Annotated in this window: 20 protein-coding genes; 18 read left to right on the forward strand and 2 right to left on the reverse strand. The window is 38.6% G+C overall.

Going from position 1 to position 21,740, the window contains the following annotated elements; translation table 11 throughout:
* The first annotated feature begins 12 nt into the window (after positions 1 to 12).
* Genes IGI67_RS13010 through IGI67_RS13030 form a run of 5 tightly spaced genes read left to right on the forward strand, consistent with a single transcriptional unit; the run spans position 13 to position 4,395 of the window.
* Positions 13 to 1,941 carry a CD3337/EF1877 family mobilome membrane protein gene (locus IGI67_RS13010; RefSeq protein ID WP_429957980.1) on the forward strand — a complete coding sequence of 643 codons (1,929 nt, stop codon included), beginning with the start codon at positions 13 to 15 and terminating at the stop codon, positions 1,939 to 1,941.
* Positions 1,938 to 3,050 (forward strand): phage tail tip lysozyme, encoded by a 1,113-nt coding sequence (locus IGI67_RS13015; RefSeq protein WP_429957981.1) that lies wholly within the window; start codon positions 1,938 to 1,940, stop codon positions 3,048 to 3,050. Before IGI67_RS13010 ends, IGI67_RS13015 begins: the two co-directional genes overlap by 4 nt.
* Before the next feature lie 13 nt (positions 3,051 to 3,063).
* Positions 3,064 to 3,681, forward strand: coding sequence for a hypothetical protein (locus tag IGI67_RS13020; protein WP_429957982.1), 618 nt, complete (start codon positions 3,064 to 3,066; stop codon positions 3,679 to 3,681).
* Entirely contained in the window at positions 3,674 to 3,991 is a 318-nt protein-coding gene (locus tag IGI67_RS13025) for a thioredoxin domain-containing protein (protein WP_429957983.1), read from the forward strand. Before IGI67_RS13020 ends, IGI67_RS13025 begins: the two co-directional genes overlap by 8 nt.
* A 2-nt stretch (positions 3,992 to 3,993) precedes the next feature.
* Positions 3,994 to 4,395 carry a hypothetical protein gene (locus tag IGI67_RS13030; RefSeq protein ID WP_429957984.1) on the forward strand — a complete coding sequence of 134 codons (402 nt, stop codon included), beginning with the start codon at positions 3,994 to 3,996 and terminating at the stop codon, positions 4,393 to 4,395.
* An 84-nt stretch (positions 4,396 to 4,479) separates the two neighbouring features.
* On the opposite strand, the gene IGI67_RS13035 is transcribed toward IGI67_RS13030, so the two are convergent.
* Positions 4,480 to 4,764 carry a hypothetical protein gene (locus tag IGI67_RS13035; protein WP_429957985.1) on the reverse strand — a complete coding sequence of 95 codons (285 nt, stop codon included), beginning with the start codon at positions 4,762 to 4,764 and terminating at the stop codon, positions 4,480 to 4,482.
* A 265-nt stretch (positions 4,765 to 5,029) separates the two neighbouring features.
* Complete coding sequence (locus IGI67_RS13040; protein ID WP_429957986.1) at positions 5,030 to 6,049, reverse strand: LacI family DNA-binding transcriptional regulator; 1,020 nt, start codon at positions 6,047 to 6,049, stop codon at positions 5,030 to 5,032.
* A gap of 173 nt (positions 6,050 to 6,222) precedes the next feature.
* Between IGI67_RS13040 and IGI67_RS13045 the strand changes: the two genes are divergently transcribed.
* The 13 genes from IGI67_RS13045 to IGI67_RS13105 all read left to right on the forward strand — a co-directional run bounded on the left by IGI67_RS13045 (position 6,223) and on the right by IGI67_RS13105 (position 21,709).
* Positions 6,223 to 7,893, forward strand: a complete 1,671-nt coding sequence (locus IGI67_RS13045) for a sugar phosphorylase (protein ID WP_429957987.1) — start codon at positions 6,223 to 6,225, stop codon at positions 7,891 to 7,893.
* Between the two features lie 94 nt (positions 7,894 to 7,987).
* A complete protein-coding gene (locus tag IGI67_RS13050; protein WP_429957988.1) occupies positions 7,988 to 9,277 on the forward strand; it encodes an ABC transporter substrate-binding protein in 1,290 nt (429 codons plus the stop codon).
* Between the two features lie 9 nt (positions 9,278 to 9,286).
* A complete protein-coding gene (locus tag IGI67_RS13055) occupies positions 9,287 to 10,162 on the forward strand; it encodes a carbohydrate ABC transporter permease (protein ID WP_429957989.1) in 876 nt (291 codons plus the stop codon).
* A complete protein-coding gene (locus tag IGI67_RS13060) occupies positions 10,155 to 10,994 on the forward strand; it encodes a carbohydrate ABC transporter permease (protein ID WP_429957990.1) in 840 nt (279 codons plus the stop codon). The genes IGI67_RS13055 and IGI67_RS13060 overlap by 8 nt, the downstream gene beginning before the upstream one ends.
* 24 nt (positions 10,995 to 11,018) lie before the next feature.
* Positions 11,019 to 12,068, forward strand: a complete 1,050-nt coding sequence (locus tag IGI67_RS13065; RefSeq protein WP_429957991.1) for a zinc-dependent alcohol dehydrogenase — start codon at positions 11,019 to 11,021, stop codon at positions 12,066 to 12,068.
* A gap of 40 nt (positions 12,069 to 12,108) precedes the next feature.
* The gene (locus IGI67_RS13070; RefSeq protein ID WP_429957992.1) at positions 12,109 to 12,909 is read left to right on the forward strand and encodes a sugar phosphate isomerase/epimerase family protein; all 801 of its coding nucleotides are present in this window, start codon (positions 12,109 to 12,111) and stop codon (positions 12,907 to 12,909) included.
* Positions 12,910 to 12,948: 39 nt separating this feature from the next.
* Positions 12,949 to 13,980 carry a Gfo/Idh/MocA family protein gene (locus tag IGI67_RS13075; protein ID WP_429958642.1) on the forward strand — a complete coding sequence of 344 codons (1,032 nt, stop codon included), beginning with the start codon at positions 12,949 to 12,951 and terminating at the stop codon, positions 13,978 to 13,980.
* Positions 13,977 to 16,148 (forward strand): glycoside hydrolase family 65 protein, encoded by a 2,172-nt coding sequence (locus IGI67_RS13080; protein ID WP_429957993.1) that lies wholly within the window; start codon positions 13,977 to 13,979, stop codon positions 16,146 to 16,148. Before IGI67_RS13075 ends, IGI67_RS13080 begins: the two co-directional genes overlap by 4 nt.
* A gap of 4 nt (positions 16,149 to 16,152) precedes the next feature.
* Entirely contained in the window at positions 16,153 to 17,274 is a 1,122-nt protein-coding gene (locus IGI67_RS13085; RefSeq protein WP_429957994.1) for a glycerate kinase, read from the forward strand.
* Positions 17,267 to 17,908 (forward strand): beta-phosphoglucomutase, encoded by a 642-nt coding sequence (gene pgmB / locus IGI67_RS13090; protein WP_429957995.1) that lies wholly within the window; start codon positions 17,267 to 17,269, stop codon positions 17,906 to 17,908. Before IGI67_RS13085 ends, pgmB begins: the two co-directional genes overlap by 8 nt.
* A 24-nt stretch (positions 17,909 to 17,932) precedes the next feature.
* Positions 17,933 to 19,042 carry an ABC transporter ATP-binding protein gene (locus tag IGI67_RS13095; protein ID WP_429957996.1) on the forward strand — a complete coding sequence of 370 codons (1,110 nt, stop codon included), beginning with the start codon at positions 17,933 to 17,935 and terminating at the stop codon, positions 19,040 to 19,042.
* Positions 19,043 to 20,802: 1,760 nt separating this feature from the next.
* Entirely contained in the window at positions 20,803 to 21,444 is a 642-nt protein-coding gene (locus IGI67_RS13100) for a hypothetical protein (protein ID WP_429957997.1), read from the forward strand.
* Between the two features lie 28 nt (positions 21,445 to 21,472).
* Positions 21,473 to 21,709 carry a hypothetical protein gene (locus tag IGI67_RS13105; protein WP_429958643.1) on the forward strand — a complete coding sequence of 79 codons (237 nt, stop codon included), beginning with the start codon at positions 21,473 to 21,475 and terminating at the stop codon, positions 21,707 to 21,709.
* The last annotated feature ends 31 nt before the right edge of the window (positions 21,710 to 21,740 follow it).

Consider the following 21,740-nt stretch of genomic DNA (forward strand, 5'->3'; position numbering starts at 1 on the left):
GGAGGAGAGAAAATGTTTGATAATTATTTTGAGTTAGATTCGTTGCTCTCGTTACTTAAAAAGGCAGGTTTTTGGTCGGGATTTGATGAAAAAGCCGTTGGTGGATTGAATGGCTTGTTAAACTTATTGTTTGGCATTGGAAAATTAATCGTTCAAGCAGGAAATACTTTGATTGATAAGGTGTATTCTGTTGATGTTTTAAATAAATATATTGATTCGGCTTTCTCGTCTGGAAAAAATGTATGGGATACCGTATTTAGTACCTTTGGAGTTGTCTTTCTGACACTCCTTTTTGTTTATGGCATTCGAGATTTTATGAAGGTTGGGCTGCATAAAATGTATTTACGCTTATTGACGTTTTCGGTCTTAGCAATCCTAGCCATTGGCTTCTTCTCACAAGGCAGTCAAATTTTGAAAGAAGTCAATACTATTTCTAGTAATGCTCAAAATACCTTAGTGACAAAAATGTCTCCCAATTATAGCAGTGGTGGAGAAAAGATTGCTAAGGATCTGGGATTAAAGCAGCCTTCAGAGCCAACTAAGAAGGTAGAAAATATGATGTACTACAAATTTGTGATGGAGCCATTTGCCTTAATGAATTTTGGTAAGACGAGTATTTCTGCGAGTCAGTACAAGGACTATTCTGCTGGTAAGGGGAAGTTTAACGATAAGAGGGACGACGAGATAAAGAATAAAGTAAATGCAGAAGCAAAGAAGAATGCGTATCTAACTGGAAAGAAGCTAGGGGATAAATATGCAGTTTTACTCAATACGGGGATTGATTATTTGATCGTTGCGGGTATCGTTTTACTAATCTCTGTTTTGAATTTTTTGACTCAGATCTTTATTTTAGCCATGGTTCTGATTGCGCCGATTTGGTTAGTGCTAGCCCTGTTGCCGGACAACGAGCATGTTTTAGCCAATGGAATGAAGTTGTTGTTCGGTGCTTTTGGTGTGAAGATCGCTCTAGGCGTTGGGTTTGGTTTTACCTTTATGATCTTAGGATGGATTGATTCCGCATTTGCGTTATCAAGTGTGATTGAGGTTATGGCTAGTTTGATCGTAAAGGTCATTTTAACGCTATTAGTAGTGAAAAACTTTGCCTCTTTTCGTCGATTACTGATGCATGGCGAACTGGACAATGGACTTAAACGAGGGATTCAAGAAACGGCTTGGCAGAATTTTTTGCCTAATTTTAACTCGTCAATACCATCACTATCAACAGCTGAATTTTCCCCTGACGGGGAATTTGATTCTGCCTTTAAAACGGTATCACCGACGAATGATCTCTATGGGGAGAATGTTCAACTAACTTCCGCCCTAGAGGGATCAGAGACGCCAAATTTTGGAGAAAACTTGTTAAAAAAAGCTGGATATATGAATGAACGAGGACTAGTTAAGAGTGCCAAAGACAAAGCCTCGGATGCTTTTCATCACTATTATGACGATAGCCTTGCGGAAAACGCCATCACTGAAACAGGGCAGTTGATCGGAAATCCAGTAGATTATATGAAAGGAAAAGCAGCTCCTTACATGGATGCTTTCCAAGAAGGGCAATTCAATGCTCTGGAACGAGAAGTGGTTGCTTCTGATTTTCATACCCGCGACTATGCACATGAGAGACAGGATACAGAAGAAATACGATATGCTTTAGAGGAAGAGAAGAATGAGAAAAAGATCACCGTTTCTCCAAGAAATGATGATGCATATATTCAACGATTTTACACGGAACTTGCACAGTTACGAGGCGAATCCTTTATGACCTATCAAGATGAATTGACTCGGAAGTATGAAAATAATTGGCCTGTTCAGAGGGGAAATAGAAATGATCAATTAACTAGTGAAAACGAGAACGGTTCATCGGAACCAAAGCTTGATCCTGTATCGACAGACCAAGTACCTCAAGAACTTGAAGAAGCGACTGGCGGTGATGAAGAATGAAACGATGGCTAAAATGGAGTGGAGTCGTAACGATTATTGTATCGTTAGGGCTCCTTTTTTCTTTGGTTGGCACATTTGGCGGTTCAGCACCAACGGGTGCGTGTGGAAATGATCCTAATATTCCAGCAATTGATAGTAAAACGATGGAAGATAATGCGGATCAGGTCTATAGCCATGTTAAAAAGTCATTTCCAGAAGCGACAGTAGAGGGACTTTCTGGCATGATTGGAAACTTCCAGCAAGAATCGCAGGTGAGTCCCAAGTCAATCGAGCGTTCAGATGATCCTTTGTCGGGACATGGTTTGGCACAATGGACATCGGGACGTGCGACAGCATTAATAAACTTTGCCAAGCAAAAAGGTAAAGAATGGTCGGCATTGGATCTACAAATCGAATACTTGATTAGTGAATTGAAAGGTTCCGAAAAGGGATCCGTTAGTGTACTAAAAGAAACCGATGTTCATCAAGCAACTCTTGACTGGCAAACAAAGTTTGAACGTGCAGGAGTGCCAGCGATTCAAAATCGATTGAAATATGCAGATCAATGGTATGCGCGATTTGGCTCACATGATCCGGGCAGTTCTTCAGCAATCGGTAATGCATCGGATGGGGACAGTGAAGTATTAGAGTGTGATTCAGGAGAAAGTGGCGACATAGTGAAAACGGCAAAAAGCTTGATGGGCTACTTTCATTATTCACAACCTAAGCGAACGCAATTTGGGACTGTAGAAAAGCCGGATAAAGAGGGCTTCACGGATTGTTCAAGCTTTGTTTGGTTGGTTTTAACAAAAGCTGGGTACAAAACACCAAGCAATGTGGGGTGGTTTACTGGCTCTATGACACTAGATGCTCGAGATACAAAGCAATGGTTAAAGGCAGTTCCTGAAGGTGAAGCTAGGGCTGGCGATATAGTGATTGTCAATCAAGGAGCCGGTGCAGGTGATAACGGACACACAGGTATACTAGCGGAAAAGTGGCATGGTAAAGAGACGGAGATTATTCAAGAAGGTGGCAATGGAGATCGAGTGAATATCGATGCCTTCGGCACGTCGTTTATGAGTCTAATTGAGGGTGGCGATATTTGTTTGGCCCGTCCAATCAAGAAATAGGAGGAAAGGTACAATGAAGATAAAAATGGTGCTGCTATGTGGGATGTTGTGTGTTCTTTTGCTTGCTTTAGGTTTTGCTTACCATAAGCAAGCAAACCAACTAGAAAACCAGAGAACCGTTGTACAAGTAACTAAAAAGGCAAATAGACAGTTGAAAAAACAAATAGTTCAGCAACAGGTGGACTTTAATAAAATTCGAAGGAAACTTGTAAAAAAAGAAGCGACCCAACGTAATGATCCAACGAATGATGTGTATCAAACTTACCAAATAGCTACTGAAAAGGTATTTAACGGACTGTTTACCTTTAATCCATCAAATTATAAAGAACGACAACGATTCATTGGTTCGTATTTATCTGATCAGTTGAATGAACGTTATTTTGGAAAGAAGGGTTACTATGGTGATGCCAATCAAACAACATCAAAGGTACTGTCGCTTCATATCTATAATCGCACGATTCAAAATGATTCGCTGGATGGTGTTGTCGTTGTTACCTATCAAAGTAAGATCAACGACAATGATTTTAGAAAAGCAACGGAACTTTTTGAGGTGTCTTTTAATGTGGAAAGTAATAAGCTCCAGTCCATTCAAAGCTTAGGAAATCCACTCAAGGGTGAATTGCTTGAATAAGAAGTTCATCATTGTTATAAGCACTATTATTCTTTCTGTAGTTTTTCTATCCACAGGCCTAATGAAGAAGGACGAGAATGATCGCAGGGCAGTTTCAAATGAAGAATTAAAAGGAAAAATCGTTGTCTTTTATCGAGAGGATTGTTCCGTATGCCAGAGCGTTTATCCACGATTATGGCTGCACCAAAAGATAGTGAATGATTCTGTCTTTGTAAATATGAATCAGAAGAAGAACCGTCAATTTATTAAGAAATATCGGTTAACGAAAGTACCCACAGTTATCCACAACGAAACTCATATTGGAAAATGAAGGTGGAAAAGTTGAAAAAATGTGTGTTAGCAGTGATATTAGCGCTAGGTTTTATAGGTTTAGGTGCTTGTGGCTCAAAACCAGATAAAGGAACACAAGAGGTTATTGACAAAATTGTAGACTATCAAACAGAGGTTGCTAATACAGGATTTGATGATATAAAAAAGAACCATAAATATACTGAAGATGATTTCAGTTTTAAAATTTCCTATGATAAGGCTCAAGATGTCTATTTGATTAATGCATGGATTCCTTATGAGAATAAAAAGGATGATCAGAATTGGAAATATTGTTTTACTTCTGAAAAAGAATTGATAATATACGATTATGATTCTGACTATACGGATCATTTAAAAGAGGGAGTATTTAAGTTGGTTTATCGATCTGGAAAATTTGATAAGTAAAAAGTGAAAAGCTCTATACAACTCTTTTGAATAAAGAGAGAGTTGTATAGAGCTTTTTACCATTTAACAAAATCATTGAGATAGTTAAAAAATAATTTTGTTTCCAGTAATTCTGTATCCATAAATTTTTATCTTATTACCACCGTTCCAAAAATAAATTGTTCTGTTCTCATGCAGTAATAAAATGGAATAAATCTTTCTCATAGATAATTCCTGTTTTTTGTTTTGACTGAAGAATATTAAGTTGTTTTCACGATCAGGTTTTATTGCAGTTATCGGTACAAGCTTACCATCAAGATTCGCGTAGATACTTGTGAATTCGGTAAAAGGATTATTAGTAATTTTTTTTAAAAATTCTCCAGCTTTCATACTCATACCTCATTTTTTCAATAAATTTAATTATACCAGATAACTCGTAGTAAAGAATCTAAAAAAGTGGAAAGAAAGAAATAAATAGAAAGACCAAGGCAAATTAATTCTACTCAGAATATACTAACATTTTTTTGAAAAAGTTCATTTGTTTTAAAGATGTTTTTTCAGATAAGAGAATCATCTAATAACTTCATAAAATATATGAGCTAGTAAAAAAACAAATCAAACAAAGATCTACTATAGAAATTTGTTTGATTTGTATCTATGTCCTTAAAACAGAATCTGTCAGAATCAACTCGGTTTTAACGATTACTTTTTTTGGTAAATCTTTCTCTCCGTTAATTAGCTTGAAGAGTAGCTCTGTTGCCTTCGTACCTAAAATATTTGTAGGAACATTGATTCCTGAAAGACGAGGTGTGAAAAAGGCAGAATAAGATTCATCATTAAATGCAATCAGAGAGAAGTTATCAGGAATTTTATATCCTTCCTTTTCAATGACTTGGAATAGACTCAAGGCTTTTAACGCATCCGTCGCAAATATCGCGGTTGGCAGATGTTTGCCGATAAATAGTTTTTTGGCAGCTTGGATAGATTCTTCAAGAACATAGCCACCGTCAACGATCCATTCGTTTTTTATATCTAAATAATTGTCGAACAGGGCTTTGCGATAGCCGTTAACGCGATCAGTGGATACGTGAATATCTAAAGGTGCATGTAGGCAAGCAATTTCTTTGTGGCCGAGATCAATTAAAGATTGGATCATCTGATAACTATCACTATAGTTGTCTGTATCAACTGAATAAATGTATTCGTATTCTTTTTCCAATTTTCCAATGATGACGATTGGAATTTTCAGAGTGTTTAATTCCTCCAAATATTGCTCATCTTGAGAAGCACTGAGGATAATAATACCGCGGATCAGCTTTTCGTTAAGCTTGTTTCGGATCTTTTGAGCTTCTTCTTGATTGTTCTTCGATGTTTGCAAAATCAAATCAAAATCATTTTTCTCTGATACAGCTGAGATTGATTGAATAACATCAGAAAAGAAAGGGTTTCCGCTAGTTGAACTGACTGATCGATGTGAAAGAGCTAAAATTGCGTCGAACCCATTACCGGTGAGTCCTCTGGCGAGTTTGCTAGGCATATAATTTAATTCTTTAATAGCTGCTAGAACCTTTTTCTTAGATTCAGGTGAAATATTCTCTTGATTGTTTAAAACGCGAGAAACGGTTGATTTAGAGACCCCCGATTTGTTCGCGATATCATAAATTGTTGGTTTCAAAAATATCCTCCTAACGCTGGTAGCGGTACCATTACAACTAGATATTACTGGATTATGAGATGTTTGTCCATAAAATCAGTGTTTTTCATAAAAAAAGTAATTGACAGAAACCGCTTACTATACTATCATTTTGGTGTGGTCTGGGAGCGCTCCCACAGAAAGGAGATTTAGCATTGATCGAACAACTAATTCACGCGATCTATCAAAATCAGGCAGATGCCGCGTTTTTGAGCGAGGCGATTACTGAAAGAATTGATAGCTATAAAGATAAAAACAAGCGAGCTAGAAAGCAGCAATGGGACCAAGATGACGTCTTTTTGATTACTTATGGCGATCAGTTTTATCAAGAGGAAGAGGCGACGTTAACGACTTTCAAAACAATGTACCAAAAATTTTTCTCGGATACTTTTCCTATTGTTCATTTTTTGCCGTTTTTTCCTTATAGTTCAGACGATGGTTTTTCAGTAATTAATTATGAACAGGTGAATCCTGAGCTAGGTGATTGGGCGGATATTCAAGTGATGAATCGTGATGCCCGTCTGATGTTTGATTTTGTCTGTAATCATATGTCTGCCAAAAGTGATTGGTTCATAGGGTATTTAGAAAATCAGCCTATCTATCGAGACTTTTTTATAGATATGGATCCATCTACTGATCTGAGCATGGTTACAAGGCCAAGAACTTCTCCCTTATTGTCAAAGTTTACTGATGCCGATGGAGAAGTGCGTAATATCTGGACAACCTTCAGTGACGATCAGATTGACTTGAATTTTTCCAATCCGAAAGTTCTTTTGAGAATGATTGATGTCTTACTATTTTATGTGGATCAAGGGGCAGACTTTATACGTTTGGATGCAGTTGGTTTTTTATGGAAGAAAATCGGAACCAGCAGTATCCATTTAGAGGAAACACATCAGGTCATTCAATTATTCCGCAGTATCGTCGATGAAGTAGCACCTGGGACGGTATTGATTACTGAAACGAATGTTCCGCATAAGGATAATATTAGTTACTTAGGAGACGGAACAAATGAAGCGCAGATGGTCTATCAGTTTCCATTACCACCGCTCGTGCTGCATGCTATTCGAACCAGTAATACTAGTTATTTACAAAAATGGGCGAAGGATGTCCAGCCCCCAACAGAGAAAACAAGCTTCTTTAATTTCTTAGCCTCACATGATGGGATCGGGATGAATCCAATTCGAGGGATCATTGATGAAGATGAGATTCTTGCTCTAGTAGCAGACTTAGAAAAAGAAGGCGCTTTAGTAAATTATAAACAAAATCCAGATGGCTCACTTAGTCCTTATGAAATTAATACAACCTATATCGATGCTTTGAGTAATCGAGCGGATGAGGATGAGCTGCGTGTGAAACGCTTTATGCTAGCACATTCAATCTTGTTAACGATTGTTGGGATACCAGCAGTTTATGTTCAAAGTATTTTAGGGGGTCGTAATTACTATGAAGGAGTTGAAAAAACTGGGGCAAATCGAACGATCAACCGTGAAAAATACGAAGCAGCAGCACTTTGTGACAATCTTTTAGAGGTAGGCTCATTAAGAAATAAAGTCTATCGACAGCTGCAAGAATTGATCCAGCTTCGACGACACGAAAAGGCGTTCCATCCTAACACCTCAATGCGGATACTTGACACCACTGAGAAGGTATTTGGACTTGTTCGTAATGATGAGGTGTTCGTGCTGCACAATATGAGTGACGAAGCGCAGGCTATTTCACTTGATTCAGGAACGTATCTCAACCTATTAATGAAAAATGAATGGAACCTCCAACAAGATGTTATTTTGGAACCCTATCAATTTGTATGGTTGAGAAAAAAGTAGTCGTCAGTCCGGTTTAATTAGATGATGTATAGCTTGAAGATCAAACTTACTTTTTTTGTAAGAAAACATAAAACATGAAAAAGGAGATAGTGGAATGAAAGCAAAGAAAATGATTTTTGGAACAGCGTTGGCAATGCTGGCCCTGACTTTAGGGGCGTGTGGTGGAGGAAGTGCAAAGGATGATGGGAAAACAACGATTGAATTCATGCATTCGTCTGTGGAACAGGATCGGTTAAAAGTAATCGATAAACTGGTTGCTGATTTTGAAAAAGAAAATCCTGATATTGAAGTAAAACAGATTCCTGTTGAAGAAGATGCCTACAATACAAAAGTGGTCACTTTGGCTCGTTCAAACAAACTTCCTGGTGTCATCGAAGTGAGTCAAGATTTTGCGAAAGTAATGGATAAGGATGAATTGATCGATCACAAGGCAGTCGGCAGTGTCATGAAGAAAGTTGGAGAAGAAAACTATTATGATGGTGCCAAAAAATTGGTTCGAACGGAAGATGGTTCAGACTATATTGCAGCGCCGATCAGCGGTTGGGTTCAAGGAATCTGGTATAACAAAAAGACGTTGAGTGATGCGGGATTCTCAGAGCCAAAGACCTGGGAATCAGTCTTAGAAATCGCAAAGCATTTCAATGATGCTGGCAATAAAAAGTACGGTATTGCGATGCCGACAGCCGATAGCACCATGACGGAGCAAGCATTCTCACAATTCGCTCTTTCAAATGACGCGAACGTTTTAGATGATAAAGGAAAAGTTACGATCAATACGCCAGAAATGACAAAAGCATTGGAATATTATAAAGAGTTATCTCAATTCACGATGCCTGGTTCAAACGATGTGACAGAAATCAAGGATGCATTTATGAATGGTTCAGTTCCTATGGCGATCTATTCAACGTACATTCTGCCTTCTGTTTTTGAAGAAGGAAAAGCGGAGGACATCGGTTTTGCGATCCCAACGAATAAACAAGAAGCCGTTTATGGTACGGTTTCAGGCTTGACAATTTCAGCTGGTTTGGATGAGAAACAAAAAGCAGCCTCTGAAAAATTTGTGGAATACTTATCTGAAGCGAAGAACATGGAAAAATGGGTCTTGATGTCTCCTGGCGGTGCGCAGCCTGTTAATAAGAAGGTCGTTGATAGCTCTACTTACCAATCAAATGAAGTAATCAGTGCTTTTGGTGAATTGCCTAAAGAAATCGCCGATTCATTTGATAAAGTGCAAGTTTTCGGTCTAGTTGGCGATAAGAACTTCACAAAAATGGGTGACATCACTAGCTCTGGTGCCATTTCGAAAGCAGTCAACGGTGCAACTGTCGGAAAAGAAGACCCGGGAAAAGCGTTAAAAACTGCTCAAGAATCTATTGAAGAGTAGGAGTGGACTATGAAAAATGTAGCAAATAAAACTGATACAAAATTTGCGATCGCACTATTAGCACCAAGCATGATTTTATTAGCTGTTTTAGTCTTCTTTCCAATGTTGTCCAACATTCAAATTAGTTTTTTAGATTTGCCGTTAAACGCAAATCTAAAATCTACTTTTGTTGGTCTGAATAATTACTTGGATATTTTAAAGGACCCGGCTTTTTATAAGTCATTGGGGTTGACGATCGCTTATACTGTCTTAGTTGTTTTAGGAAGTACCGCTTTAGGGTTAGGAGTAGCCATTGCGTTTAATCGTGAGTTTAAATATCGTGGACTGGTTCGTTCTTTGATCATTCTTAGCTATGTTACTCCTTCGATTTCATTGATTTTTGCTTGGAAGTATATGTTCAATAATGGCTATGGTATCATCAATAACTTTTTAGTTGATAAGCTGCATCTTTTTAGCGAGGCACCTTTGTGGTTTGATAATCCGGGATCCAGCTTTGCTTTAGTCGTGATTTTTGCGATTTGGCGCTATTACCCGTATGCCTTTATTTCTTTATTGGCTATTCTACAAACAGTTGATAAAAGCTTATATGAGGCGGCGGATATTGATGGAGCAAACTTTTGGCAAAAATTCAAGATCGTTACCTTACCTGCCATCAAACCAGTTTTAGCAACAGTTATCGTACTACGTTCAATCTGGATGTTTTATATGTTTACCGATGTGTATTTGCTGACGAATAAAGTGGACATATTGGGTGTTTATCTTTATAAAACAGCCTTTGCATTCAATGATTTAGGCAAGGCTTCGGCTATTTCGGTGATTTTATTTGTCATCATCGCTGTCGTAATTTTATTCTCAAGAAAGCGGGTGGATCTAAACAATGGCTAAAAATAAAAAGGCAAGAAAAATCTTCTTTTATGCCATGGTCATTTGTTTCTTAGCAATCAACCTATTTCCTTTTTGGATCATGTTGATGACGGCATTTAAAGGCAGCAGTGAAGCAATCTCAACGTCACCGACGATTTTGCCGCGACAATTTACGACAGAACATTTTGTCGACATTTTTAATCCGGACATTTTTCCCTTTGTCGATTATTTCAAGAACAGCTTCGTCATTTCACTATTTGCCTCAGTGATTGCCGTGATTATTGGAATCGGCGGTGCTTATGCTTTAGCACGACTAAACTTTAAAGGACGTAATAAGATTAATGCGAGTTTCTATACAGTATATATGTTCTCAGGAATATTGATTGTTGTTCCGTTGTTCAAAATCATCTCTTCATTAGGTTTGTATGACACGAGAACTTCTCTGGTTATTACGATGGTTGTTCAAACATTGCCGACAGCGATTTTCATGTTGCGCAGTTATTTTGAAACAATTCCTAAAGATATTGAAGAGGCTGCGATGATTGATGGCTTGAGTCGTTTTCAGATTATTATCCAAATTATGATTCCACTAGCCTTTTCAGGAATCATCTCAGTCTTTGTCTATTGCTTCATGGTATCGTGGAATGATTTTCTATTTGCCTCAATTTTCTTATCGTCAACGGATAAATTTACATTGCCGATCGGATTGAACACCTTATTTAGCACACCAGATTATGTGTGGGGCAGAATGATGGCCGCATCTTTGATTACAGCATTGCCAGTAGTAATCATGTATTCACTTTCAGAACGCTTCATTAAAAGTGGAGCCATCGAAGGCGGAGTCAAAGGATAATACTTTAAAAAGAGGATGAAAAACATGAAAAAATTAGTTGCACTTGAACCGCGAGTAGCGGGCTTGAAAGAATATGAAGAAAGAGCTATTTCAGAAGATGAAGTGCTGATAAAAGTGAAGTTTGCTTCACCAAAACCTGGTACTGAAGTCGTTGATTTTAGAGGAATCAGTCCTTTTATTGATGATGAATTTTCTTCTGAATGGAATATGTTTATGCCTCGTGAAGCGGGCAGTCCTCGTGGGATTGAGTTCGGTGATCTGCCATTGGGAAATATGGTCGTCGGCGAAATAATAGAAATCGGCAACGCTGTTACTGACTATCAAATCGGAGAGATCGTTTGTACTTATGGACCCATTCGAGAAACCGTGATTGCCAAAGGTGTTGATAATTATAAACTGCGTAAAATGGACAGTCTGGATAATTGGAAAAATGCGGTCTGTTATGATCCAGCGCAATTCGCAATGGGTGGTACCAGAGTAGCCAATGTGCGTGCTGGTGATTTTGTCGCGATTTTTGGACTTGGTGCGATTGGTTTAATCGCTGTTCAGATTGCGGTAAATGCTGGTGCGAAAGTCATCGCGATCGACCCAATTGAAGAACGCCGAGCGTTAGCCGAAAAATTTGGTGCGATTCATACTTTGAATCCAATGAATGAAGATGTCGGTTTAAAAATGAAGGAATTTACCAACAAAATGGGTGTAGATTCAGTCATTGAGACCAGTGGGGCGGCGAGTGCTTTGCAAGCTTCCTTGCGAGGGATCGCTTATGGAGGAATTATCTCATATGTGGCTTTTGCTAAACCATTTCCTGAGGGATTGAACTTTGGTCGTGAAGCACACTTTAATAATGCGAAGATCATTTTTGCTCGTGCTTCCAGTGAGCCAAATCCGGAATATCCACGTTGGGATCGTAAACGAATCGAGGATACTTGTTGGGATCTATTGATGAGCGGTTACTTGGATTGCTCGGAAATAGTTGCTCCAATCGTACCGATTACTGAAAGTGCTGAAGCTTATATGCGTTATATTGATCAAGAGCCATCACTAAGTGTAAAAATGGGTGTAGAGCTATAGGACACGAGTATCAAACTAATATAAATAAGGAGATTTCGTCATGAAATTCGGAACACAAGATCAAGCATTTTTTCCAACGGATATTAAAGAAAAATTTCGTTTTATCAAAGGGTTAGGATTTGAAACTTATGAAATAGATGGAAAACTATTGCTTGAACATACAGAAGAAGTAAAAGAAGCGATTAAAGAGACTGGAATTTTAGTAGAAACGGCTTGTAATGGCTATGACGGCTGGATCGGTGATTTTATCGAAGAGCGTCGTTTACGTGGAATTGAACAGATTTCTGAAATTTTACGAGCATTAGCTGAAGTAGGTGGGAAAGGAATCGTTGTTCCTGCCGCTTGGGGAATGTTTACCTATCGCTTACCTCCGATGGTTTCTCCGAGAAGTCAAGCAGGTGACTTCAAAGCAGTCAGTGATTCTTTGATCCAATTGGATAAAGTTGCGGCTGAAACTGGGACTAAAATTTATTTGGAACCATTGAATCGGTACCAAGATCACATGATCAATCTATTATCTGATGCACGGAAATATATCGATGAAAATCAATTGAAGAATGTTGAGATCACAGCGGATTTTTATCATATGAATATCGAAGAAGATAGTATCTCAAAAGCTTTGGTTGAACAAAAGGATCATGTTGGGCATATTCATTTGGCTGACAACCATCGGTATCAGCCTGGATCAGGTGCGATCGATTTCGTTGAGCACTTTAGAACCATCAAAGAATTGAATTATGCGGGCTGTTTGGTGTATGAATGTCGGCTGCGCGGAGATGATCTTCCAAAAATTTATCAAGACTCTATCAATTTCTTGAAGGAATGCATGAGAAAAGCGTAGTTGATTTTCCAACTATGCTTTTCTTGAAAGGAACGAATGATGAAAAAAGTAGCGATTGTCGGTGCTGGTCAAGTGGCGGAAAAAGTCCATGCAGCATATTATCAAACAAAACCAGAAGAATTTCTTTTAACGGCGGTGGTCGATCCTGATTTAGCTAGAGGAGAGCTATTTTGTCAAAAAAATCAATTTCAAAAAGCCTATACTTCAATCGCAGAAATGCTGACTGTAGAGCAGCCAGATATTGTAAGTATTTGTACCCCAAATCGATTTCATTATGACAGTGTGATGAGTGCGCTTGAGGCAGGATGTTCTGTTTTTTGCGAAAAACCACCTGCGATGACAAGTGCTGAAGCGAAGAATATGTGGAAGCGGGCAGAAGAAAATGGGGTTGTTTTAGCCTATGATTTTCAACATCGTTATTCACCAGAGGCTCAAATGTTAAAGAAAAATATTGCTCTTTTGGGAGATATTTATTATAGCGAAGCCAATGCTTTGAGACGTTCCGGTGTCCCTGGCTGGGGGAACTTTATTGATAAAGCTCTTCAAGGCGGCGGTCCATTGATCGATTATGGCATCCATATGTTGGATACAGCGCTGTATCTGTTGGACTTTCCAAAAATCAAGGCAGTTTCAGCATACCAATATCAGAAAATTGGTACTCAGAAAAATCAAGGAACCTTTGGCTTTTGGGACCCTAAAAAATATACAGTAGAGGATTCTTTATTTGGTACTTTAGAATTTGAAACTGGCAGTATTCTCCGAATAAATACTTCCTTCGCATTGAATATCCAACCGAACAAGGTTTTAGATGTTCAGTTATGCGGGGATCAAGCTGGTGCAAATCTCTATCCTGGGAAAATTTATACAGATCAAGCGGGAGAGCTTGAGGTTATCAAACAAATTGACAGTGTGGATAGTAATAACCATTTCACTAGCATAGATAATTTTTGTCGTAGAGCCGCAGGCGATTCGCATGCGATCGTTGCAGATGGCGAACAGGGGTATATTATTCAAAGAGTGATCGAAGCATTATATCAATCGGCTGAAATAGGTGGAAAAATAGAACTATGAAAATAGAATTTAATCAATTTGATGAGGAAACGTTAAACAAAGAAGCTACTCTGATGACCATAGGAAATGGTTACTTAGGTGTTCGAGCAGTTCATGAGGAAAAGTATCGAAATCAAGATCGTGGTTTTTTTGTTCGTGGAATTTTTGATCAAACAATCGGTACAGAGGCGGCTGAACTAGTCAATTTGCCAGATATCACGGAACTGGAGCTGAGGATAAACGGCGAGCTTTTCTCGCTAAATAGTCCGCGAGTGACAGATTACCAACGCTTCTTAGACTTATCAACGGGTGAATTGATCCGCTCATTGAAGTGGCAAACAGAACGTGGCGAGCGGGTCAATATTATCAATAAGCGAGTTGTCAGTCAAAAAACAAAAGAGCAGATCGTCTTTCAGCTAATCGTTGAACCATTAGATGCAGCCTGTGAACTATCAGTTAAAACAGGAATTGACGGTCAAGTTTCAAATGGCGGCAATCAACATTTAATTGAGCGTGATCTACGTGTCTATGATGAACGTTTACTAATCGCAGAATATGAAACGATCGAGAGTCATTTAACGGTAGGACTGGCGATGCGTCTAAATAAAACAGGAGTTATTTCAGCCAAAAACAGAAAAATTCAAACAAGTATTAAAGAGAGCTGTCAGAAAAATGATTCTTTCATTTTTGAAAAAGTCGTGTATGTCTATTCTAGTTTAGAAGATGATCATCCTCAAGAGTCTGTAAAAAAAGCGGCAGAGCAAGAAATGACTTACAAAGAAATTGCAGAGCAAGCAAAAGAATCTTGGGCAGATTTTTGGCTGAAACATCGTGTAGTGATTGACAGTCAAAACACATTTGACCAATTAGCCTTGGATTTTGCTTGTTATCATCTACAGATTATGACACCTGACGATCCTCAATTCAGCGTCGCGGCGAAAGGATTGACTGGAGAAGGCTATAAAGGGCATGTTTTCTGGGATACAGAAATTTTCATTCTCCCATTTTTCTTACATAATAAGCCGTCTATCGCAGAAAGTTTATTGAAATATCGATTTTTCCGGTTGGACGGAGCAAAAGAAAAAGCGCGTCAGAACCACTATCAAGGGGCCCTGTTCCCTTGGGAAAGTGCTTTGACGGGTTATGAGGAGACTCCTAAGTATGCGGCGATAAATATTCGAACGGGGAAACGTCAAGTCATCTCTTCAGCAATAGCAGAGCACCATATCGTCGCGGACATTGCATATGCCGTGATGGATCTTTATCAGGCGACAGGTGATCAGTTGTTTATGGATCAGTATGGAAAAAAACTATTGAAAGAGACAGCTCTTTTCTGGATAAGTCGTGGTGTTGAAGTAGATGGCAGAATTGAAATTCATGATGTGATCGGACCAGATGAATACACGGAACATGTGGATAACAATGCCTATACGAATTACTTAGCCGCATATAACGTGCGAGCTGCTTTGGAGCAGCAAGTAGGCGATCAGAAGATGCAAGAACAGTTTGAACAATTTCTTGACAAAGTGTATTTGCCAACTATCAATGAAGACGGTTTGATTCCGCAAGACGATACTTTTTTAAGCAAACCTGTGATTGACTTGACCAAATATAAGGCACAGGCTGGAAATCAATTAATTCTAACCGATTATTCACGTCAAGAGGTCATTGATCGACAGATTTTGAAACAAGCAGACTTGGTTATGCTGCTTTATCTAAAGCCACATTTATTTGATTTTGAAACAATCAAACAAAATCTCTATTACTATGAAGAACGAACAATTCATGATTCGTCGTTAAGCAAGGCGATTCATGCGATTGTTGCTGCTCGGATTCATGAGGCCGAATGGGCTTACGAGATGTTCCAAGCAGCTTGTAAGATCGATTTGAATGACTTAGCCCACACTAGTGATGAAGGAATCCACGGTGCGGCATTAGGAGCAGTTTGGCTAGCGTCAATTTTTGGTTTTGCAGGAATTACCAAAGGTGAGGTGCTGGAAATTAATCCACAATTGCCAAAAGCTTGGAAGCAAATGACGTTCAATTTTTATTGGAAAAATGAGAATATCACTTTCCACCTGACACAAGATTCTATCTTACTATCAAAAGAATCTAGCAAGAAGTTGCCAATCATGATTGAAGGTCAAAATTATCTATTGGCAGAAAAATTAGAATGGAGCCGAAAGTGATACGATGAAGATTTTAATGATGCCAGATTCGTTTAAAGGCAGTCTTTCTGCAAAAAAAGCGGCAAAAATCTTGGAAAAGGGCTTTCGAGAAGTTTTTCCATCAGCGGTGATTGATCTATTGCCAGTCGGAGATGGCGGCGAGGGCACTCTTGATGCACTATCGCAGAATATCTCATTGAAAGAAGAATGGCAAACTGTCAGCGGCTGGGATGGTCAGCCCTTCTCAATGCGCTATATGCATTTTCAAGATCAAGCATTTTTTGAAATGGCTGATTTAGTGGGTTTGCCGATGTTTTCCGAGGAACAGCGACGACCATTGGAGCTTTTGACTGTGGGGCTTGGAGAATTAATTCTTTACTTACAGGAAAATGGAATCAAGAAGATCTATATTGGGGTCGGTGGAAGCGCCACTGTTGATGGAGGAATCGGACTAGCAGCGGGACTAGGATATCGATTCTATGATAAAAAAGGAAATCTGTTACAACCGAATGGTCGAAGTTTATCCCAAATAGCCAGAATCGATGAGACACATGTGAAAGAATTGACCGCCGAAATTTATGCAGTGACAGATGTAAAAAATATTTTATGTGGAGAAACTGGCGCAAGTTCTATCTTTGGTCCTCAGAAGGGTCTAAAGCCTGAGGAAATAGCTGTAACAGACCAATCATTGAGAAGTGTTTATAGTCTGATTGATCAGGAATTGGTTGATGTTCCTGGGAGTGGAGCTGGCGGCGGATTAGCTGCGGGAATTATTGGTTTTGCTGGAGGAAAGATCGTTCATGGGATCGATTTTGTTTTAGATGTGCTGGAATTTGATCAGCGGTCACGGGATGCGGATTTCATCATTGTTGGAGAAGGAAAAATGGATCAGCAAAGTATGGCTGGAAAGGCACCTGTGGGTATTGCTCAGCGAGCCCCCGCTACAGCAATTGTTCTTGCGATTTGTGGCAGTGTTGATCAAGAGATAATTGATTTCTCATCCTATGGAATCACTGCTTGTTTTCCCATCATTGGACAGCCAGAAGATTTAAATGAGGCAGTGGAAAAAGCTGAAATAAATTTGGAGCGAACAAGTCTGAATATTGCCCGATTAATTAAGAATGTAAGGAGTAAACATTTTGCCTAAATATCTAGGAGCTATTTTTGACCTTGACGGTGTCTTAGTCGATACTGCAAAGTACCATTTTTTAGCATGGAAAAAATTAGCCGATCAATTAAATATCCCTTTTACAGAAGAGGACAATGAACAACTGAAGGGTGTTTCTAGAGTGAAATCCTTGGACATCTTGTTGTCCTTAGGAAAGAAAAGTTATTCAGAAGACGAGCGCAAATGCTTTATGGAAAAAAAGAATGAAGACTATGTTCACTATATTAGTCAAATGGATGAAAGCGAGATTTTACCAGGTGTGGTTCAGCTGCTAGATCAGTTGAGGCTTCAGCAAATAAAGATTGCTCTTGGTTCTGCAAGTAAAAATTCAGGACTTATTTTAAGAAACACAAAGTTGCAGACTTATTTCGATGCCATTGTAGATGGAAATGATGTTTCAAAAGCGAAGCCAGACCCGGAAGTATTTCTGTTAGGAGCACAAAAATTAGGTGTTCCAGCAAGTCGATGCATGGTTTTCGAAGACGCAAAAGCCGGGATCGAAGCAGCTAAACAAGCGGGTATGTTGGCCATTGGTGTGGGAACTAAAAAAAATCTGCCCAATGCGGATGTGCTATTCGAAAACTTGGAAGCATTAGATTTATCGGTACTTTAAAAAATAAGAAGGATGGGATTTCAAATGACGCAGCTTTCACTAAAACATATTCATAAAAAATATGAAAATGCTGAAAAATATTCAGTTACTGACTTCAATTTAGAAATTGATGATAAAGAATTTATTGTTTTTGTGGGTCCGTCGGGTTGTGGAAAATCAACCACTTTACGAATGGTAGCGGGATTGGAGGACATTACAGAAGGTGAGCTAAAAATTGGCGATCGTGTCATGAATGATGTTGCTCCGAAAGATCGTGATATCGCAATGGTCTTTCAGAATTATGCCTTGTATCCTCACATGACGGTTTTTGACAATATGGCATTTGGTTTGAAATTAAGAAAATATGATTCTGCTGATATTAAGGAAAAAGTAGAAAACGCTGCCTCTATTTTAGGTCTAACCGAATATCTAAAGCGTAAACCTGCGGCTCTCTCTGGGGGGCAGCGCCAACGTGTGGCATTAGGACGCGCGATCGTAAGAGATGCGCAAGTCTTTTTAATGGATGAACCGTTATCAAATTTGGATGCCAAATTAAGGGTATCTATGCGGGCGGAAATTGCTAAATTACATCAGCGATTGGGAACAACTACGATTTACGTGACCCATGATCAGACGGAAGCAATGACCATGGCTGACAGAATCGTGATTATGAAAGATGGGATCATTCAGCAAGTGGGAACTCCGCAAGAGGTATATGATACCCCAAAAAATATCTTTGTTGCAGGATTTATTGGTTCACCAGCGATGAATTTCTTTGAAGTCACATTGAAGGATGGCTATATCCGAGATGGACATGGTTTGAGCTTGAAAATTCCTGAGGGCGAAACTAGTGCTTTGGTTCGTAAAGGGTATGAAGATAAGACAATTATATTTGGCATTCGCCCAGAGGATATCCATAGTGAGCAAATTACTATTGATTCTTCTGACGGTGCAGTAGTGGAAGCAGAAGTTATGGTATCAGAATTATTAGGGGCGGAGACCCTATTGTATACTAAAGTGGGGGAAACAGAATTTGTCTCTAAGGTTGATGCTCGAGATTTTCATAAGCCAGGAGCACGAGTGAAACTGGCTTTCAATCTTGGAAAGGCTCATTTCTTCGATAAGGATACCCAGGAAGTTATTATCCTACAATAATTCATTGATGATATTTTTCACACTAAGAATCAATTCATCGTTGAGACTCGCAAGTTAAATCGATAAAGAACTGAATAAAAACAGATTACTACGACTGCAATAGCATTGTAATTACTAAAACACCAGAGAATAAGCAAATTGAATACGGTGTAGTCGAGTATCAAAAATTAGTGTAAGTGTTCATTTTGAAAGTGTAGATTGCTACAACTAGCCGATCGAGTGATCTGTGATCTATCAGAGCTAAGAATTGAAGAACTGATTAGCTTATAAAGTAGTGAAGTCTGCCGTAATGTTTTGGCAGACTTTTTTTTAATGAGTCGCCCTTAAGTAAATAGGAAGGTCACGGCACTTTATATCTAATATAGAGTGCCGTAGCTATTGGGGGAGAGATAGTATGTGTCAAGTGTTACTTCTAACTAAGAATATGATGTCAGAGCAATCGATTAAAAGTAAATTACAACATTTAAATTATGAAGTTTACTGTTCCACTAATGTGATTGAAAAATTGAAGAGCCGTTCTTTTACTAAGCAATTCTTGATACAATTTCCAATAATCATATTAAGTGAAACAATTCCAAATTTAGAAATTCTTGATATTTTAAACATTCTCCGAAGGGGTTATGCACTATTGTTCGAAAAGATACGATTATCTCTTCAAATGGTTTGTTGGAGGAATGGAAAGAGATAGGAATCAATGAATACATTTCTTCTGAGGTTACCAGTAATCATTTAAGAGAAAAGATGACAGAATTTCAGACATCCATACAAAAAGAGAGAAGAAAATTCAATTCTAATTACACAGAAAAAAATCTCGATTTGTTCAAAATGACGCTAACAGGGAAGAGTAAAGAGTTCTTTTTAACTCTATACAACGCTAACAGGTCTTTTGTATCAAGAGGAAATGTGTTAACTTCTCTGGGGAGAACCGAGCACGCTCTCTCATTTATCTCAAATATCTAGTATGGTCAAACGGATTGAAATAAAATTCTCTCAAGCATTTAACATTTCAAATGCTATCCAAACAGCTTGGGCACAAGGCTATCGCTTGTCAGAGAAACTTCTAGGTTTATTGGATGAATTTGAGTGAGTCAAAGTGGCTACATGTCGGCAGGAAATTTTAGTGTGTTTGTGTCACTGCTGGTCTTAAACGTCGTTTTTCTTATTTTTTCGTTTATTTGGTGGAGCAGTGGTACCACTTTTAAGATAACGCTGGTGATACAAATGATTAGAGTTCATTTATACAGAAAACATATTTAGTTGCGTTCAGGAAATAGTCCAGTGGTGTGCATTAATTGAGGTAATGGAAGAGTTGGACAAGAGAGAATAAAGAAGGTATTATCTAATGGGTAAAAAACATTTTTTTAAACTTTGTAATTTTTTTTATTTTTATGATGCCGATTATGCTAAATTTACATTGTAAGGAGTGAAAAAAAGAATTATTAATCGGAGGTTTTTAATATAGAGTTAATGACAGGAAGGTCGTGATTTATGAACCGAATGTATTATCATTTGAAAGATAAAATCGAATGAAAAGAAGCGCATATTGAAGTGATAGGATTTGAACATGTGGGATTACCAAATGCAATTTATTATGCTTCTCGAGGGTATTCTGTCTGCGGATTTGATACGTGTTTCCCTTTTGAGAAGTGGGAAGAGCTATATCGAAGATATCTCAAATGAGCAAGCTCAAGCATTTTTCGAAGAAAATAAAGTTACTGAGACATTTGAATCTGTTGGTGAACAAGATGTAGTGATCATCGATGTTCCAACGCCGAATACACCAGACAAGCAACCAAATCTTTCCCATATCCAACAGGCTGTACAGTCGATCATTCATCCACCCAAGTCAAGTGCTTATTCTAGAGAGTACAAGCTATCCAGGAACAACGGGAGACTACCTAATTCAACCGTTAGAGCAAGAAGAGGGTACGATTGGAAAAGACCTGTTCATTGCGTTTTCGCCAGAGAGAGAAGCCCCAGGGAATTCCACATTCGAAGTGAGAAATACGGTCAAACTGGTTGGAGGAGCCGCTCAAAAATGTACGACACTTGTTCAATCTGTGATAGGAGAGCAGGCAGTTCCTGTCCGTTCGATAGAAATAGCAGAGTTAGCAAAGGTATATGAAAATAGCTTTAGATTTATCAATATTAATTTAGCAAATGATCTTCATTCGATATGTTATCCGTTAGGGATCGATCCTTACTATTTAAAATGGTGTGCGAATCAGATGAATGTCGAGGTTCCGCTTATTGATGCAGCTAGCCAAATGGAGGCGCGAACAATGGACCGACTGGTTCAAGAGGCACTCCGATTGTTAAGTCGGTGTTCTGTACCGCTTAGTCGTTGCTTGAGGTGGACTATAAAAAAGCATAGGAGACACACGGAGGTCTGTAGCATATGAAGTCAAGGAACAATTAGAAAGATACCATATAAAAGCCGAACTGTATGATCTGTATGTATCTAAAATAACTATAAATGAACAAGAAAAGGGTGTTCTCTCACCAAAAGGACAACAGGCTATCGAAGGATATGACCTTGTGGTTTTGTTGATAGATCATTCGGACATAGACTATGGCAAAATAAAAGAAGAAAATAAATTTTTTCCTGATACAAAAGGACTGTTATCATCAGAAAAAAATGAAGATAAGGAGAGGGTGGACGTATGACGATCTTTTTGCTTACCTCGAAAGCAACCAT

Origin of the sequence: Enterococcus sp. AZ196 (assembly GCF_050498845.1) — a bacterium.
Classification (GTDB): domain Bacteria; phylum Bacillota; class Bacilli; order Lactobacillales; family Enterococcaceae; genus Enterococcus_A; species Enterococcus_A murrayae.